The sequence below is a fragment of the Micromonospora inositola genome (genome assembly GCF_900090285.1).
Taxonomy (GTDB): Bacteria; Actinomycetota; Actinomycetes; order Mycobacteriales; family Micromonosporaceae; genus Micromonospora; species Micromonospora inositola.
This window is the reverse complement of the sequence record NZ_LT607754.1, coordinates 649,824-665,511: the sequence shown is the minus strand read 5'-3', so window position 1 is coordinate 665,511 and position 15,688 is coordinate 649,824. Positions and strand designations below refer to the sequence as shown.

Annotated in this window: 17 protein-coding genes; 8 read left to right on the top strand and 9 right to left on the bottom strand. The window is 72.1% G+C overall.

All coding sequences use genetic code 11. From position 1 onward, the window contains the following. The first annotated feature begins 101 nt into the window (after positions 1 to 101). Together GA0070613_RS03120 and GA0070613_RS03115 are read left to right on the top strand one after the other, a co-directional pair. On the top strand, positions 102 to 992 hold the full coding sequence (locus GA0070613_RS03120; RefSeq protein WP_089010896.1) for a serine hydrolase: 891 nt from the start codon (positions 102 to 104) through the stop codon (positions 990 to 992). A gap of 153 nt (positions 993 to 1,145) precedes the next feature. Beyond that, positions 1,146 to 2,141, top strand: a complete 996-nt coding sequence (locus GA0070613_RS03115; protein ID WP_089010895.1) for an MBL fold metallo-hydrolase — start codon at positions 1,146 to 1,148, stop codon at positions 2,139 to 2,141. Positions 2,142 to 2,192: 51 nt separating this feature from the next. Here GA0070613_RS03115 and GA0070613_RS03110 read toward each other — a convergent pair whose 3' ends face one another. Both GA0070613_RS03110 and GA0070613_RS03105 read right to left on the bottom strand, forming a co-directional pair. Next, on the bottom strand, positions 2,193 to 2,420 hold the full coding sequence (locus GA0070613_RS03110; protein WP_089010894.1) for a TM2 domain-containing protein: 228 nt from the start codon (positions 2,418 to 2,420) through the stop codon (positions 2,193 to 2,195). Between the two features lie 104 nt (positions 2,421 to 2,524). Continuing rightward, positions 2,525 to 3,085 carry a DUF1697 domain-containing protein gene (locus GA0070613_RS03105; protein ID WP_089010893.1) on the bottom strand — a complete coding sequence of 187 codons (561 nt, stop codon included), beginning with the start codon at positions 3,083 to 3,085 and terminating at the stop codon, positions 2,525 to 2,527. A 209-nt stretch (positions 3,086 to 3,294) separates the two neighbouring features. On the opposite strand from GA0070613_RS03105, the gene GA0070613_RS03100 reads away from it, so the two are divergent. Beyond that, positions 3,295 to 4,728, top strand: a complete 1,434-nt coding sequence (locus GA0070613_RS03100; RefSeq protein ID WP_231929649.1) for an APC family permease — start codon at positions 3,295 to 3,297, stop codon at positions 4,726 to 4,728. Continuing rightward, a complete protein-coding gene (locus GA0070613_RS03095; protein ID WP_089010892.1) occupies positions 4,725 to 5,738 on the top strand; it encodes an acetamidase/formamidase family protein in 1,014 nt (337 codons plus the stop codon). The genes GA0070613_RS03100 and GA0070613_RS03095 overlap by 4 nt, the downstream gene beginning before the upstream one ends. Positions 5,739 to 5,931: 193 nt before the next feature. On the opposite strand, the gene GA0070613_RS31860 is transcribed toward GA0070613_RS03095, so the two are convergent. Together GA0070613_RS31860 and GA0070613_RS03085 are read right to left on the bottom strand one after the other, a co-directional pair. Continuing rightward, on the bottom strand, positions 5,932 to 6,393 hold the full coding sequence (locus GA0070613_RS31860; RefSeq protein WP_157746252.1) for a hypothetical protein: 462 nt from the start codon (positions 6,391 to 6,393) through the stop codon (positions 5,932 to 5,934). Then, positions 6,390 to 7,322: a ParA family protein gene (locus tag GA0070613_RS03085; protein ID WP_157746251.1), complete on the bottom strand. Its 933-nt coding sequence runs from the start codon at positions 7,320 to 7,322 to the stop codon at positions 6,390 to 6,392. Before GA0070613_RS03085 ends, GA0070613_RS31860 begins: the two co-directional genes overlap by 4 nt. 326 nt (positions 7,323 to 7,648) lie before the next feature. Between GA0070613_RS03085 and GA0070613_RS03080 the strand changes: the two genes are divergently transcribed. Beyond that, a complete protein-coding gene (locus GA0070613_RS03080) occupies positions 7,649 to 9,733 on the top strand; it encodes a M6 family metallopeptidase (RefSeq protein ID WP_157746250.1) in 2,085 nt (694 codons plus the stop codon). A 118-nt stretch (positions 9,734 to 9,851) separates the two neighbouring features. Here GA0070613_RS03080 and GA0070613_RS03075 read toward each other — a convergent pair whose 3' ends face one another. Both GA0070613_RS03075 and GA0070613_RS34140 read right to left on the bottom strand, forming a co-directional pair. After that, positions 9,852 to 10,349, bottom strand: a complete 498-nt coding sequence (locus GA0070613_RS03075; RefSeq protein WP_089010888.1) for a hypothetical protein — start codon at positions 10,347 to 10,349, stop codon at positions 9,852 to 9,854. Between the two features lie 74 nt (positions 10,350 to 10,423). Next, positions 10,424 to 10,657: a heme-binding protein gene (locus GA0070613_RS34140; RefSeq protein WP_231929648.1), complete on the bottom strand. Its 234-nt coding sequence runs from the start codon at positions 10,655 to 10,657 to the stop codon at positions 10,424 to 10,426. Positions 10,658 to 10,814: 157 nt separating this feature from the next. Here GA0070613_RS34140 and GA0070613_RS03065 point away from each other — a divergent pair, with 157 nt between their 5' ends. Further along, the gene (locus GA0070613_RS03065; RefSeq protein ID WP_089010887.1) at positions 10,815 to 11,273 is read left to right on the top strand and encodes a hypothetical protein; all 459 of its coding nucleotides are present in this window, start codon (positions 10,815 to 10,817) and stop codon (positions 11,271 to 11,273) included. Between the two features lie 119 nt (positions 11,274 to 11,392). On the opposite strand, the gene GA0070613_RS03060 is transcribed toward GA0070613_RS03065, so the two are convergent. Continuing rightward, complete coding sequence (locus GA0070613_RS03060) at positions 11,393 to 12,166, bottom strand: D-Ala-D-Ala carboxypeptidase family metallohydrolase (protein ID WP_089010886.1); 774 nt, start codon at positions 12,164 to 12,166, stop codon at positions 11,393 to 11,395. A 315-nt stretch (positions 12,167 to 12,481) separates the two neighbouring features. On the opposite strand from GA0070613_RS03060, the gene GA0070613_RS03055 reads away from it, so the two are divergent. Further along, positions 12,482 to 13,123 carry a DUF6642 family protein gene (locus GA0070613_RS03055; protein ID WP_089015712.1) on the top strand — a complete coding sequence of 214 codons (642 nt, stop codon included), beginning with the start codon at positions 12,482 to 12,484 and terminating at the stop codon, positions 13,121 to 13,123. A 62-nt stretch (positions 13,124 to 13,185) separates the two neighbouring features. Beyond that, a complete protein-coding gene (locus tag GA0070613_RS03050; RefSeq protein WP_089010885.1) occupies positions 13,186 to 13,650 on the top strand; it encodes a PPOX class F420-dependent oxidoreductase in 465 nt (154 codons plus the stop codon). Here the strand turns inward: GA0070613_RS03050 and GA0070613_RS03045 are convergent. Both GA0070613_RS03045 and GA0070613_RS03040 read right to left on the bottom strand, forming a co-directional pair. Next, positions 13,647 to 14,288 (bottom strand): NAD(P)-dependent oxidoreductase, encoded by a 642-nt coding sequence (locus GA0070613_RS03045; protein ID WP_089010884.1) that lies wholly within the window; start codon positions 14,286 to 14,288, stop codon positions 13,647 to 13,649. The genes GA0070613_RS03050 and GA0070613_RS03045 overlap by 4 nt on opposite strands. A 105-nt stretch (positions 14,289 to 14,393) precedes the next feature. Next, positions 14,394 to 15,626, bottom strand: a complete 1,233-nt coding sequence (locus tag GA0070613_RS03040) for a serine hydrolase domain-containing protein (protein WP_089010883.1) — start codon at positions 15,624 to 15,626, stop codon at positions 14,394 to 14,396. Positions 15,627 to 15,688 lie beyond the last annotated feature (62 nt).

The following is a 15,688-nucleotide window of genomic DNA, read 5'->3' as shown; positions in this document are numbered from 1 at the left end:
CACAACCACGGCGCGGCCAGAGCCAGCCACCAACCGACACCCGGGAGGCGCGGGCCCGACGTGCGAGATCGGCGGGGCGGGGGCGGGATTAGCGTGGCGGGATGGGTGTGGGGGAGCGGGTCGGGGAGATCTTCGGGCGGGTGGGGATTCGGGGGAACCTGCATGTGGTCCCGCTGGATGGCGGGGGCGCGGGGCGGGAGGTGGCCGTCCGGGCGGATGAGCAGGTGGTGATCGCCTCGGTGTTCAAGATCCTGCTGGTGCTGGAGTTCGCCCGGCAGGCCGCCGCCGGCCAGCTCGACCCGACCGAGCGGGTGCTCGTGCGGGCCGAGGACCGGCTCGGCGGCTGGGGGATCGCCGGCTGCGCCGACGACGCCGAGGTCTCCCTGCGCGACCTGGCCTACTTCGCCATGTCGGTCAGCGACAACACCGCCGCCGACCTGCTGCTGCGCCGGGTCGGCCCGGACGTGGTGCCGATGCTCGCCGCCGAGCTGGGGCTGCCGCGTACCCGGATCGTGGGTGGCCCCCGGCAGCTGGTGGAGACGATGCTCGCCGACGTCGGCGCCCGCACCGAGGCGGACTTCGCCCGGATCTTCCCGACGCTGCCGCCGGAGCGGGTCCGGGCGATGCGGGTCCTCGACCCGGCGCACACGACGTCCAGCACCGCCCGGGAGCTGACCCGGCTGCTCGGCCTGATCTGGCGGAACGAGGCCGGACCGCCCGCCGCCTGCGCCATGGTCCGGGCGTTGATGGGCCGTCAGCTCTTCTGGACCCGGCTCGCCTCCGGCTTCCCGCCCGGGGTGCGGGTCGCGGCGAAGAGCGGCACCCTGCCGGGCCTGCACCTGGAGGCGGGCGTCGCGGAGTACCCCGACGGCGGCCGGTACGCGATCGCGGTGTCCGCCCGCACCGAGCGGCTCGACACCCGCCGGATCGACGTGGACCTGGCGATGGGCGAGGCCGCCCGGGTGGCCGTCGAGGCCCTGCGCGGCGGCTGAGTTTCGGACCGGTCCGACCCGCCGGCACCCGCCGTGACCTGCTCCGATATGCGGGCCGATATCGACGGTGCGGCTGGTCGATCTTGGACGCGGGGCTCGTCGGGGTGGTGGGGTGGGCCTACCGATCACCGAACCTCACGGGGAGGACGCACCATGCCCGAGAACCCCGGCATCGACCGTCGCCGCCTGCTCCGGGACGCCGCGGTCGGCGCCGCCACCGTCTCGGCCGGGGGGCTCGCCGCCGCGGCGCTGACCGCGCCGGCCCAGGCCGCGCCGCCGGCCGCCGCGCCGGTCGGCGCCACCACCGGCCGTCGCCGCGGCGCGGTCAGTTTCCGCTGGTGGGGTACGTCCGGCTGGCGGATCGACATCGGCGACCGGACCGTCCTGGTCGACCCGTACCTGAGCCGCTTCGACACCGGCCTGTTCACCGGCGCCTTCCACCCGCAGACCCCGCTGGAGGTGAACACCACCGTCATCGACCAGCACGTGGACCGGGCCGAGAACGTGCTGGTCACGCACACCCACTGGGACCACTTCAACGACGTGCCGTACATCGCCGGCCGGACCCGGGCGCGGGTCTTCGGCACGCTGACCGCCTACCACCTGGGCCTGGCGTACGGGGTGCCGGCCGGCCAGCTCAGCCCGGTGAAGGGCGGCGAGGTGCTCGACTTCGGCGACTACACCGTCGAGGTGGTCGGCTCGCTGCACAGCCGCAACGGGGCGTACTCGATGGCCTTTCCCGGGGTGCGGGTGACCCCGCCGCCGAAGCCGGCGACCATCGCCGACCTGCCCGAGGGCGACACCCTGGCGTACCAGATCCGGGTCGCCGGCGGCCCGGCGGTGTTCTTCATGGGCGCCAGCGACTTCAACGGGCGCAACCTTGCCGGGCTGGCGCCGGACGTGGCGATGGTGGCCTCGGCGGCGACCACCTCGACCGCCGACTACGTGCCGCGGCTGATGGCGGCGCTGGACCACCCGAAGGTCGTGGTGCCGGTGCACTGGGACAACTTCGAGTCGCCGCTGACCAACCCGCCGACCGTCGCCCCGAGCGACCGTCAGCGCCTCGACGACCTGGTCGCGGCCGTGCGGAAGGCGTCCCCGCGCAGCCGGGTGGTGGTGCCGGAGTACCACAGCGCGTACCACTTCTAGGGGTACGGCGCAGGGGCCGGGATCGGCGATCCCGGCCCCTGCGCGCGGTGCTCACTTGGCGAGCGGCTGGCCCTGCTTGTCCTTGAACGACCCGACCAGGATCAGGATGAAGTCGATCAGGGTCCAGATGCCGAGGCCACCGAAGGTGATCAGCTGCAGGATCCCCGTGCCGACCTTGCCGGCGTAGAAGCGGTGCACGCCGAGCACGCCGAAGAAGAAGCAGAGCAGAAGCGCGACCACCCAGGACTTCTGGGCGGTGGCGGCGACAGGAGCGGTCACAGTGGTCCTTTCACAGGTGAGGTAGCGGCCGGCAGCGTAACGGGGCCGCGGACCACCGGACAAGATCTTAAAGATGAAGTTCAGTCGGACGGTGGACTCGCCGCTCAGCCCGCCGCCAGGTCGCGCAGCGCGCAGACCGACTTCCAGTTGCGGGTGGTCGCCACCACGCCGAGCTGCTTCTCCAGGTACGCGTTGGTGAACTTCGTCCGGCCGTACCCGCCGTCGGGGAAGTGCAGGTGGATCTCCCGTCCGACCACCGTGTACTCGACGTTCTCCCCGGCCGGCACGGTCAGGGCAGCCACGCGGGTCTTCGCGGGCGGCGCCGACAGGAAGGCCACCAGCAGCCGGGTCGGGTCGTGCTGCCGGTCGGAATACGGGCTGCCCTCGGCGATCGCCGCCAGTTCGGCGCCGCTGCGGACCAGTACCGGCACGGTGAGCCCCAGCTCGTCGCTGATCGCCCGCTCGATGCCGCGGGCCAGCTTGGCGGTGTCCGTCGCGGTGCTGCTGAAGACCGCGTTGCCGCTCTGCAGGTAGGTCTTCACGTCCTCGTGCCCGAGGTCGGCGACGAGCCGGCGCAGGTCGGCCATCGCGATCCGGGTGGTGCCGACGTTGACCCCGCGCAGCACGGCCACGTACCGGCTCGCGCCAGCCTTTCGGTCTGCCATCCCGCCTCCTCGTCTCGATGTGCGTCCCGGTTCAGCCTAGGCAGTCCGCGCGGAGCCGGCGTGGCCCCGCCGACGGTTGACCCGGCGACCGGCGGAGCGTAGAAGTTAATCAATAGTGAAACCCGTCTCACTTTCTCCGGTCCACACCCGCCGCTCCATCACGTGACTCCACCCTGCCCCTTCCCGTCATGAGCGGATAGGAGACGTCGGTGACCCGACCCCCTGGCGAGGCTGCCACCCCCATCGAGCGCTTCGGCTACCGGCAGGAGCTGAGCCGCTCGCTGAGCTTCACGGACCTGCTGGTCTACGGTCTGATCTTCATGGTGCCGATCGCCCCGTTCGGCATCTTCGGCAGCGTCTACGCCGGCTCCGGCGGCATGGTGGCGCTGGCCTACCTCATCGGCATGGTCGCGATGATGTTCACCGCCCTGTCGTACGCGCAGATGGTCAAGGCCTTCCCGATGGCCGGCTCGGTCTACAGCTACGCCGGCCGCGGCATCGCCCCACCGGTCGGCTTCCTCGCCGGCTGGGTGATCCTGCTCGACTACATCCTGGTGCCCGGGCTTCTCTACCTGGTGGCCAGTGTGGCCATGCACTCGCTCGTGCCGGCCGTGCCGGTGTGGGTGTGGCTGGCCGCCTTCGTGGTGCTCAACACCGTGGTCAACTTCCTGGGCATCCGGATGACCGCCCGGGTCAACCGGGTCATGCTGGCGGCCGAACTGGTCATCCTGGCGATCTTCCTGGTGGTCGGCGTGGTGGCAGTCGCCCAGGGCAAGGGCGACGGGTTCAGCCTGCGCCCGCTCTTCGACTCCGGAACGTTCTCCTGGCCGCTGGTGTTCGGCGCGGTGTCGATCGCCGTGCTCTCCTTCCTCGGCTTCGACGGCATCTCCATGCTCGCCGAGGAGAGCCGGGAGGAGGCCCGCCAGATCGGCCGGGCCATGGTGGCGGCGTTGCTGCTCGCCGGCACCCTGTTCATCGTGCAGACCTGGGTCGCCGCGCTGCTCGTAACCGACTCGGCGGACCTGCTGGCCAACGGCGACCCGGAGGGCACGGCGTTCTACGATGCCGCCCGGGTGGCCGGCGGCGGCTGGCTGGCCGGGCTCACCGCCCTGGCCACCGCGATCGCCTGGGGCTTCGCCAACTCGCTGGTGGCGCAGGCCGCCACCTCTCGCCTGCTGTACGCGATGGCCCGGGACGGGCAGATGCCCCGGGTGCTGGCGCGGGTCAACGCCCGGCACCGGGTGCCGGCCAACGCCACCCTGCTGGTCGCCGGCATCTCCCTGGCCCTCGGGCTCTGGATGGCGAGCCGGGACGATGGCATCTCCCTGCTCTCCACGCTGGTCAACTTCGGCGCGATGACGGCCTTCCTGGCGCTGCACGTCTCCGTGGTGGTGCACTACGTGATCCGTAACGGCAGCCGGGACTGGCTGCGCCACCTGGTCGTGCCGGTGGTCGGCTTCGTCATCCTGCTCTTCGTCGTGATCAATGCCAAGGTCGCCGCCCAGGTGCTCGGCTTCGTCTGGCTGGGCATCGGGGTGCTGGTCCTGCTGACCTTCTACGCCACCGGCCGGCGCCCCGAACTCCCCGCCCTGGCCGACGCCGCGCCCGAGCCCACCGACGAGCCCGTGAAGGAGGGCGCATGACCGAAGTGGTGAAGTACCGGCCCGAGCCGGACGAACTGTCGTACACCTTCGGCGGGCGGGAACCGGTGCGCCGGGTACGGCCGGGCACGATCCTGGAGCTCTACACCGAGGACTGCTTCGGCGGGCGGGTACGCGGGGTGGACGACCTGCCGTCGCGGGTGTGCGAGTTCCCGTACCTCAACCCGGTGACCGGCCCGATCCACATCGAGGGCGCCGAACCGGGGGACACCCTCGCCGTCCACTTCGTCGCCATCGAACCGGCCCGGGACTGGGCGGTCTCCACCACCTTCCCGCATTTCGGGGCGCTCACCGGCACCCACGCCACCGCCACCCTGCATCCCCCGCTCGACGAGGTCGTCTGGCGCTACGACGTCGACGTGGCCGCCGGCACGGTCACCTACCGCGCCCGGCGCGGCGACTTCACGGTCGAACTGCCGCTGGACCCGATGCACGGCACCGTCGGCGTGGCGCCCGGCGCCTTCGAGGCGCGCATGACGATCACCCCGGACGCCCACGGCGGGAACATGGACACCCCCGAGCTGCGGACCGGGGTCACCGCCTACTTCGGCGTCAACGTGCCGGGAGCCCTGTTCGCCCTCGGGGACGGCCACTGCCGGCAGGGCCACGGCGAGGTCTGCGGCACCGCCGTGGAGGCGGCCATGAACACCACGATCGTGGTCGACGTCATCAAGGGCGCCGGCACCCCGTGGCCGCGCCTGGAGTCCGACGACGCGTTGATGTGCACCGGCTCGGCCCGGCCGCTGGAGGACGCGTACCGGATCAGCCAGCACGACCTGGTCACCTGGACGGCCGAGCTGGTCGGCCTGGACCAGCTCGACGCGTACCAGCTGATCAGCCAGGCCGGCGAGGCGCCGGTGGGCAACGTCTGCGACCCGAACTACACGATGGTCGCCAAGGTGGCCAAGCGCTACCTCGGCGGGGCGAGCACGTACGAGGGGACGCACGCCCGGCTGCGGCAGATCGCCCGTGACTACCTGACCCACCGCTGAGCCCGTGGGGGAGCGCGCCTCGGCGGCGGTCGGGGCGGCGTGTCGCCGCCGGCCGGGCTGGAACCCGTTGCGCGATATACCGGCGCCCGCGCCGGCCGCCGGGGCGGGCGCGGTCGGCTCGTCCGGTGGTACCTGGTGACGGAGCGCCAGGTAGCGGGCCCTCCTGGGGGTCGCTGCGCCGGGGCGTCGTGCCTCAGCGCTGGCGGATGGCGGTGGAGTCGAGCCGGAAGCCGATGGTGCGGTCGACGATCCGATCGACCAGCTCCATTTTCCGCAGTCCGGTGACCCCGCGCAGCCCCGTCCGCGCGGCCAGCGCCCGCAGGTCCCGGGTCGTCCACGACGACAGGTACGCCGTACCGTCGTCGCGCCGCGACATGGCGGCGAGCGCCGCGTAGGCGTGCTCGGTGTCCACGGCGGACGCCGCCACCGGCCGCGTGGCCCGCGGGGCGGCGGCGCCGGTCGGCGCCGCGACGGTGGTCGTCCCGGCGGCGGTCGCCAGGGCCGGGGAGGCGACGGGACCAGTTGGCGTGACGCCCCCGGCCGGGACCAACGCCAGCCGGGCCCGCCCCTCGGCGAGCGCGGTGAGGTCCGCCGCCGACAGACCGGTCAGGAACTCGGCGACCCGGGCCAGGGCGGTGCGCGTCGGGTCGGTCATGCCGTGGCTCCGGCGGGCTGGAGGTGGGCGAGGAACTCGGTGGTGATCTGCCGCAGCTCCTCGCGGACCGGCGGGGCGGTGATCCGGTCCCGCAGCACCACCGGCACCCCGCGCGGCGTGTTCGTGGCGAAGAGCGTGACGTTCTCCCGCAGCGCGGTCGGGAAGACCGGTACGCCGAGCGCCCGCACCTGGTCCATGTAGCCCTGGTGGGCGGCGATCGGCCGCTGCGCCATCAGCTGGATCATCGTGAACACGACGCCGGCGATGCCCGGCGCGACCTTGTGGTGCCGGCGGATCTTCGCGAACCGGCGGGAGTCGGCGTTGTACCGGTCGACCAGCTCCCGGACGTTGCCGTGCAGATAGTCGATGCCGAGGGTGGAGAGGTAGTCGGCCTTCGCCGGGATGAGCAGGTGGTCGCTGGCGATGATCGCCGACTGGGTCACCACGTTGAAGTTCGGCGGGCAGTCGATCAGCACCAGGTCGTACGGGTCCAGCGCCTCGTCGTGCAGCCCCTCGGCCAGCGAGCCCCGCACCCGGAACAGCTCGGCGTCGTACTCGTCGCCGTCGGCCACGCTCCGGGCCAGCGCCAGGTCGATGTCGACGAGCTGCAGGTGGGACGCGATCAGGTCCAGCCGGCCGGCGCCCTTGAGGTGCGCGTTCGCCGGGCCGGGGGAGACCACCAGCTCGCCGAGGGTGACCCCCGGGGTGTCCCCGCGCAGCCCGTCGTACCAGCGCTTGACGGTGCGGCTGTCGCGCAGCCGGTCCCGCCAGTCGTCCGGCTCGTAGAAGCTGAACGTCAGGCTGGCCTGCGGATCGAGGTCGATCAGCAGCACCTTCATCCCCCGGTTGGCCAGCTCGGCCCCGAGGTTGGCGGTCATGGTGGTCTTGCCCACCCCGCCCTTGTAATTGATCACCGATACGACGTACACCGGCACCTCCCCGACCGGGAACGGTAGCGGTAGCCGGGACGAGTGGACCGCCCGGGACCGCCGGACGCCGCGCGGCAATCGTCCTTACGGCGGCGGGCGACGGCCGTTCGTGCCGCAGTTGTGACCTGCCGCCGCTTCGCAACCGACCGTCCCAAATGGTTGCCTGAAGTCAACAATCCCCTGCTCAGCTGCTGCTTCGCGCAGTATCCGCAGGGGACGGACGTGTTACCTGACGGCGGTGGCCGGAGCTGATCACCGCCTCATCGGCAGGAGGCATCCGCGTGCGAATGAGACGACCGAGCCGGATCGCGGCCGCAGTGGCGGGCGTGACAGCGCTCGCCTTCACGGTCTCGGCCCCGGCCCAGGCCAACGATCACGAGAACCTTCCCGGCGAACCGACCATCACGCTACCGATCAACGACAGCGCGGCGGGCGGGACCTACAACCAGGACTTCACCCGGGTGTACGCCAACACCACGCCCGACGGCACCCCGGTCTACATCTACGTTCCCAAGGGGACCCCGCTCGACGGCACCGCACCGGCCGGCGTGGCCAGCCTCGACCCGCAGTTCGACCACAACCCGGGCGACGGGTTCACCCCGTGCGCCACCGCCACGGCGGCGCAGTTCACCCTCACCAGGGCGGAGATCGACTACGTCGGCGACAAGCTCGCCCACCAGATCGTCGCGGTGGACGAGGAGCACTTCGGCCCGATGCAGGCCGCGGACCCCGCCGAGCCGGCCAGCGACTCGCTGGTGATGGTGCTCTACAACATCCAGGACGACGCGTACTACGACTGCTCGCAGACGTCGTACACGGCCGGGTACTTCGCTCCCGACTTCATCGACAGCGTCGGGATGAACGTGATCGTGGTCGACGCCCTCGACTGGGCCAACCGGGTCGGGCCGAACACCTCGCCGTGGCGTGACACCAACCCGGCCAACGACCGCCCCGAGCTGTACGAGGGCACCGTCGCCCACGAGCTCCAGCACCTGCTGCACAACTACAGCGACCCCGGCGAACTCTCCTGGGTCGATGAGGGCCTGGCCGACTTCGCCATCTTCCTCAACGGCCTGGACGCCGGCGGCTCGCACCTGAGCAACCAGCAGGTCTTCTACGAGGAGACCTCGCTGACCCGGTGGGGTGGGACGCTGGCCAACTACGGCGCCTCGTTCACCTACTTCCAGTACCTGTGGGAGCAGGCCGGCGGCAACGGCGACGGCACCTACACCCCCGACAAGCAGTACGACGGCAAGGCCGGTGACCTGCTCATCAAGACCATCTTCGAGGAGCAGGCCGACGGCATGACCGGCGTGCAGAACGCCATCGACGACTTCAACGCGGCGACCGGCGCGCACCTGCGCAGCGCGGCGGACCTGTTCCGCGACTGGTCGGTGGCGGTCTACCTGGACGACGAGGACTCGCCGATCTACGACATCAAGGCGTTCAACTTCGGTGATCCGGCCGACACCTCGTGGACCATCGACATCGCCGACGACGTCTTCTGGGCCGGCCGGGGCAGCTACAACGGCGCCACCCCGGAGGCCAAGTGGGCCCGGCTGAAGAACCGACCGGACACCACCGCCGTGCCGTTCGGCATGTCCGTCGAGCGGTTCCGCAACCCCGGCCCGACCGTCGCGCTGGCCTTCGACGGCGACGACGAGACGGTCATCGCCCCGCACACCGGCACCACCCACTGGTACGCCGGCTACGAGAGCCAGAACGACAACATCCTCGAGGTGAACACCAGCGGCACGGTCGGCTCGCTGGACTTCTGGAGCTGGAACTTCATCGAGGAGGGCTGGGACTACGGCTTCGTCGAGGCCCTGGTGAACGGCGACTGGGTCACCGTCCCGTTGCGCAACGACGCCAACCAGGTCGTCACCACCAACGACGACCCGCACGGCAACAACACCGAGGGCAACGGTCTCACCGGCACCTCCGGCGGCGAGTACTTCGTCGACGACCCGGTCTACGTGCACCTCACCGCCAACCTGCCGGCCGGCGCCACCGACGTGCGGTTCCGTTACTCCACCGACGCCGCCTACCTGGACACCGGCTGGTTCGTCGACGACGTCCGGGTCAACGGCGCCGCCGCGACCCTCACCTCGGCGCCGGGCAACTGGTTCACCACCACCGGCGTGCAGGACAACAACTGGACCGTCCAGGTGGTCAGCCACTGCGACCTCACCCCGGGCGCCACCTCGGCGGGGGAGACCACCGACGGCGCGGGCAACTGGGTCTACCGGTTCACCGGTGACCAGTTCACCGCCAGCAACCTCAACACGAAGTGCGCCAGCGGCAACCAGGACGACTTCGCTGTCCTGGTCTCCAACCTGCCGACCGGCGACCTCACCTTCCTCGACGCGGACTACACCTTCCGGGTGAACAACACCGGCAACAAGAAGTAGGCCGTACCACCACCGGGTGGGCCCGTGCCGCACGGCGGCACGGGCCCACCGCCGTGACCGGGGTGGTGCGTACGCTTCGGAACCCGGATTCCGCCGCGCCTCGGGACGGCCGGGCGGCTCAGGGCTTCTTGTAGACGGGCAGGCCGAGGCTGGCGCGTACCTTGTTCGCCTGCGCGCCGCCGTCGTGCGCGGCGGCCGCGCGGATCTCCCGCATCAGCGCGGCGGCGCCCGTCGCCTCGCCGGCCAGCTTCCAGTGCGGCAGCGCCAGGTCGTTCTCCTTGAGCAGCGCCGCGACCGGGGCCTGCGCCTTCGCCGGCCAGGCGGTCGTCCGCAGCTGCTCCGCGTGCGCGGCGTTGGTGGTGGCGACCGCACGGGCCAGGGTGCGGACCGTCCGCCACGGCTTGCCGGCCTTCATCGCCTCCTGCAGCTCCTCCAGCGCCGTGTTGTACGGCGCCACGATCGCCAGGTAGCGGCCCTTGGCCTCCTTCGCGGCCAGCGGGGCCGGGGCCGTCGGCGAGGGAGTCTGCCAGGCCGGCAGCTGCGCCGTCCGTTCGATTCCGCCGCCGCAGCCGGAGAGCAGCAGGACCAGGGCAAGGGCGGCGGGCCAGCGATGCACGGGACTTCCCATCTGGGCCGGGGGCGGGACACCGGGAGTCTAAGGGTGGCCCGGCGACCGCGCCGGCCGCCGACCTATTCGGCGACGGGGAGCGCGACCTCGTTACGGCGCAGGAACCACGGCTTCCACGGCGGGTCGAAGCGGGCGTACCGGACCGCGCCGGCGGGCTGGAACCCGGCGGCGGCGACCGCCCGGCCCAGCGCGGTCGACCGCACCTCGAACGCCCGCGTGGTCCACCGGCCGGAGAACCGGGTCGCGGCGACGAGCTGCCCGGGGATCTCCCGGGTGGTGATCCGGGGATCGGTCATCGCCTGCTCCCGGCCTCGCTGTCCCGCCGGAAACGCTACCGGCTCCGGTGGCGAAGCACGTCGGGATTGAACTCCTGCCGGCCGGCGGCCGTACCAGTGGGCGAGGATGTGGTGTGGCGGGTCAGCCGCACCGCTGCCGAGCTGCGGGAGGCCTGCCGTGCGAGTTGGTGAGCAGTCGACGGATCCCATCGATCAGATTCTGGGCGAGGTGCCGGTGCCGGCGCCGCTGACCCCCGAGGATGTCCGGCTCGCGGTCCGGGCGGTGGTGGTGCACGCCGCCGAGGAGTGGCCCGCCGGACCGAAGTGCCGCAACGACGGCGCGTCGTACCCCTGCCGGCTGCACCGTTGGGGCCGGCGGGTGCTGGAGGTCCACGGCCTCAACGAGCGGCAGATCGACGCGCTGGTGCGGCACGGCAACCCGTTCGTGCACGTGCCCTTCCCGTTCGTGCTGACCGGGCCGGCGTCCGCGCGTCGGCCGGCCCCGGTCACCCAGTCCCCGCGCGGCCAGGCCGGCCGGGTCGTCGCACCTGGGGTGCGGCCCGCCATCCGGCCCGGCGGTACCGGTCGGCCGGTGGCGCCTCCCGCCACCAGGCCGCGCTGGCCCCGGGCGAGCTGATCGGGGCGCGCCCGACAGCCCGTGGCCCGGGGTGGCACGACGGCGGCCCGGCCGCAGGGTCCCCCACCCCTGCGCCGGGCCGCCGTCCACGTCCGCCGGCTGCATGTTGCCGGCGGCGGTCAGATTCCGCAGTTCGACGCGGACCAGCTGGTCGTGCTCCGGCTCCGGTCGCTGTTGTTCTCCCGGCGGGAGTCCACGTGGACGTGGTTCCCGTGGCCGGGGTAGCCGGGACCGTAGATGCCGCTGAAGCCCCGGCTGCGGGCCGTGCGGGCCAGCTGGCACAGCGAGGAGCTGCGCGAGGTCAGGTCGGCGGCGTTGCCGTAGAGGTGCTGACTGTCCGACGCCCCGCCGACCTGGTTGTTGCAGGCGATGCTGCGGAAGCCGCTGTTCACGTAGAGCGGCTTGTCGCCGAGGCTGCGCCGCAGCGCCTCCAGCTTCCACATGGTGCGTACCGCCGTCTCCCTGGTGGCGCTCGGCGAGAGCGGGCCCCCGCTCCACCCGCCCTTGCCGCAGCCGTTGTCCAGTTCGCTGTAGCTGAAGTGCTTCGGCGTGCAGTCGCTGTCCTGGAGTTCGTAGATCTTGGCGAAGGTCTGCGGGCCGGCGATGCCGTCGGCGCGCAGCCCGTACGCGGACTGGAAGCGCCGGACCGCGGCGGCGGTCTCCGGTCCGTAGCTGCCGTCGACGGCAACGATGTCCCGGTACGCGGCCCAGCCGGCCACCCGGATCTGCAACTGGCGGACGTCCGCGCCGGAACGCCCCTGGGACAGGGTCCGTTGCCAGGTGTAGCAGCCGTCGGCGTGGGCCGCCGGCGCGGCGACCAGCGTGGCGATCGCAGCCCCGGGCAACGCCAGGGCGAACGCGACGACCGCCCGCTTCAAGGTGTTCACGCGCACAGAAGTCCTCCCGATAGAAGAGCCAATGGGATGGTGATCAGGGCATCGGCCGGGACGTCCTGTCCCTTCCACTCTGACAGCGTGTCGGGGGATTGGCGGCTAATAACCAGAATAGTCCTCATAATTGGTTGTTCCTGAGTGCCGCCTGTGAATTGCACCGAATTCCGAAACGCCCATTCGGACCGTCCGCGTCGAAGCCGTCCGGGAATGCGCAGAGGTGACGGAGCCGGCGGTTCGGGGCCACCAAGGGTGATGCCGGCTCGTGACCCGGGGCCGGTAACGTCTGCGCCGGGCTCCGCGAACGGGGAGGTGGGCGTGGCGCGCGGTGGCGTCTTCTGCATCGAGGGCCAGTGGCACCGGGACCTCAACGAACGCGGGTCCGTCCTGCCCACGCTGGAACTGCTCGAACGGCTCGGTCGGATCCGGTTCATCCACAAGGACGCGGCCACCCACGACGAACTCTTCTACTTCCTCGATCGCTGGCTGCTCAAGCAGTACGCCGACTACCGGGTCGGCTTCTTCGCCATGCACGGCGAACCGAGCCGGCTCTGCCTCACCGACTGGGACTCGGTCGAGCTGGCCGACGTCGCCGAACGGATGGCCGGCCGGTGCGAGGGGCGACGGCTCTACTTCGGCAGCTGCTCGGTGCTGCGCGCCTCCGACGCCGTGCTGCGGGATTTCCTCGACGTGACCGGGGCGGCGCTGATCTGCGGATTCACCCGCGAGGTCGACTGGGTCGAATCGGCCGCCTTCGAGACCGTGCTGCTCGACGTGCTCGCCAACGGTCAGCGACACAACGCCGCCGAGCTGCGGATGGGCTCGGCGCACTGGGCGCCGCTGGCGTCGTACCTCGGCTTCCGGGTGATCTACGCCAACGGCCGGGCCTGGCGGCCGGCGGTCCGCCCCCGGGTGCCGGCGCAGCCCTCCCCGCGCCGCGTCGCCGACCACCCCCGGTGACGCCGCGCCGCCCGGCCGGGGCGCACCCGGGCGGCGGGCCGGGGGCCTGGTAGAACCGACGCATGGCACGCAGCATCGCGAGTAACACCCGGGTCGACCGGGACGCCCTCATCGAGTTCCTCCGTCCCCGGCACAAGGTCGTGCTGATGACCACCCGCGCCGACGGCCGGCCGCAGTCCTCGCCGGTCTCCTGCGGGGTGGACGGCGCGGGCCGGCTGGTGATCTCCACCTACCCGGAGCGGGCGAAGGTGACCAACATCCGGCGCGACCCCCGGGTCTCCGCCTGCGTGCTCTCCGACGACTGGAACGGGCCCTGGGTGCAGGTCGACGGCACCGCCGAGGTGCTCGACCTGCCCGAGGCGGTCGAACCACTGGTCGAGTACTTCCGCAGCATCTCCGGCGAGCACCCGGACTGGGACGAGTACCGGGCGGCGATGGCCAAGCAGGGCAAGTCGTTGATCCGGGTCACCATCGACAGCTGGGGACCGGTCGCCACCGGCGGCTTCCCTGCCCGGCTCGCCGACTAGTACGCGGCGGTGAAGCGGGCGTTCGGGAACCGCGGGCTCTCGATCTCGTCCACGATCGCCACCGCCAGGTCCTCGTAGGTCAGCACCGAGCGACCCTGGGCGTCGGTCACCGGGTGGTCGGTGCCGGTGCGGTAGTGGCCGGTGCGCTCGCCCGGGTGGAACTCCAACGGCGGCGGGGAGACGTAGGTCCAGGTCACGCCCTCAGCGGCGGAGCGGTAGACGGCGAGCGCGTCGGCCTGGCCCTCGGCCGAATCCCGGTACTCGTCCGGGAAGCCCGGCTCCTCGAGGAACGGGGTGTCCTTCGGGGTCAGCAGCGTCGCGCCGCCGCCGATGTGGATCACCCGGGGCGGATCGGGCAACTCGCGCAGGGTGTTCACCAGGGTCTGCGCGGCGTCCCGCCACAGCGTCCGCTCACCGCCGCCGATCGCCACCACGAACACGTCGGTGTCCTCGGCCAGCTCCCGGACGCTCCGCGCCGAGGTCGCGTCGCCGGTGACCGTACGCACCCCGGCCGGCAGGTAGCTCGTCGCCTCCGGGCGGCGCACCGCCGCGGTGACCCGGTGACCCCGCTCGACCGCCTCGGCGGTGATCCGCGACCCCGCGGTGCCGCCGGCGCCGAACACGACGATGTTGCTCATGGCCTGACCGCCTCCCGCCCCGACCTGCCTCGTCTCCCAGGCTATGGAGCGGGCCGCCCGGCCGGTGCCGTAACGGCGATCCTGGCCGGGCGCGCCCCGGATCGGTCAGTCGATCAGCGCGGAGTAGACCAGCTGACGCAGCTGCGAGCGCAGCGGGTACGTGCTCGACGGCATGAGCTGGGTGAAGAGCAGCGCGGTGACCTCCTCCACCGGGTCCACCCAGAACGCGGTGCTGGCCAGGCCGCCCCAGTAGAACTCCCCGACGCTGCTCGGCACCCGGGCCGGGACCGGGTCCAGCACCACGGCGAAGCCGAGACCGAAGCCGATCCCGTCGAGCACCGTCTCGGCGAAGCCGTCCGGCGAGAACGAGGCCAGGTCGCGGCCGTCGGGCAGGTGGTTGCGGGTCATGAAGCGCAGCGTCCGCGGGCCCAGCAGGCGTACCCCGTCCAGCTCGCCGCCGCGCAGCAGGAACTGGGTGAAGCGGTGGTAGTCGGCGGCGGTGGAGACCAGCCCGCCGCCCCCGGAGAACCAGCTCGGCTCGGCCAGCGCCGCCCGGCCGACGCCGTCGGCGCGGACCGCCTGCCCGGTCGCCGGGTGCGGGGCGTAGAGGGCGGCCAGCCGCTTCGACTCCGGCTCGTCGACCCACCAGCGGGTGTCCGTCATGCCCAGCGGCCGGAGGATCCGCTCGGTGAAGAAGGCGTCCAGGCGCTGCCCGGAGACCACCTCGACCAGCCGGCCCAGCACGTCGGTGGAGACCCCGTAGTTCCAGCTCGTGCCCGGCTGGAAGAGCAGCGGCAGCCGGGCCAGGCCGGCCGAGGCCGCCGCCAGGTCCGCGCCCGCCGGCACGCCCAGGTCGAAGCCCGCCGACCGGTACAGGCCGTCGACCACCGTGCTCTGGGCGAAGCCGTACGTCAGGCCGGCGGTGTGGGTGAGCAGGTGCCAGATCCGGATCGGCTCGACCGCCGGCACCGTGTACGGCTTGAGGACCGAGCCCCTGTCGTAGACCCGGACGTCGGCGAACTCGGGCAGCCAGCGGCTGATCGGGTCGGTCAGCTCGAACCGGCCCTCCTCCCAGAGCATCATGGCCGCGACCGAGGTGATCGGCTTGGTCATCGAGTAGATGCGCCAGAGCGTGTCCGACTCCACCGGGGCGCCGGCCTCCCGGTCCCGCAGTCCGTAGGTCGACGAGTGGGCGATCTCGCCCCGGCGGGTGACGACGATCTGCCAGCCGGCGAGCCGGCCGTCGTCGACGTACCTGCCGAAGTGCTCGTCGATCCGCGCCAGCCGGGCGGGGTCGAAGCCGATACGTTCCGGGTCGGTGCTCACTGCCACGCTCACGCCGCCGAACCTACTCGTTGGTACGCGGGTCGGGAAGTGTCGGTCCGCGCCACTAATCTGGC

Coding starts and splice junctions, on each gene's coding strand:
- GA0070613_RS03120 (WP_089010896.1), top strand. CDS start 102: ATGGGTGTGGGGGAGCGGGTCGGGGAGATCTTCGGGCGGGTGGGGATT.
- GA0070613_RS03115 (WP_089010895.1), top strand. CDS start 1,146: ATGCCCGAGAACCCCGGCATCGACCGTCGCCGCCTGCTCCGGGACGCC.
- GA0070613_RS03105 (WP_089010893.1), bottom strand. CDS start 3,085: ATGGCAGACCGAAAGGCTGGCGCGAGCCGGTACGTGGCCGTGCTGCGC.
- GA0070613_RS03095 (WP_089010892.1), top strand. CDS start 4,725: ATGACCGAAGTGGTGAAGTACCGGCCCGAGCCGGACGAACTGTCGTAC.
- GA0070613_RS31860 (WP_157746252.1), bottom strand. CDS start 6,393: ATGACCGACCCGACGCGCACCGCCCTGGCCCGGGTCGCCGAGTTCCTG.
- GA0070613_RS34140 (WP_231929648.1), bottom strand. CDS start 10,657: ATGACCGATCCCCGGATCACCACCCGGGAGATCCCCGGGCAGCTCGTC.
- GA0070613_RS03050 (WP_089010885.1), top strand. CDS start 13,186: ATGGCACGCAGCATCGCGAGTAACACCCGGGTCGACCGGGACGCCCTC.
- GA0070613_RS03045 (WP_089010884.1), bottom strand. CDS start 14,288: ATGAGCAACATCGTCGTGTTCGGCGCCGGCGGCACCGCGGGGTCGCGG.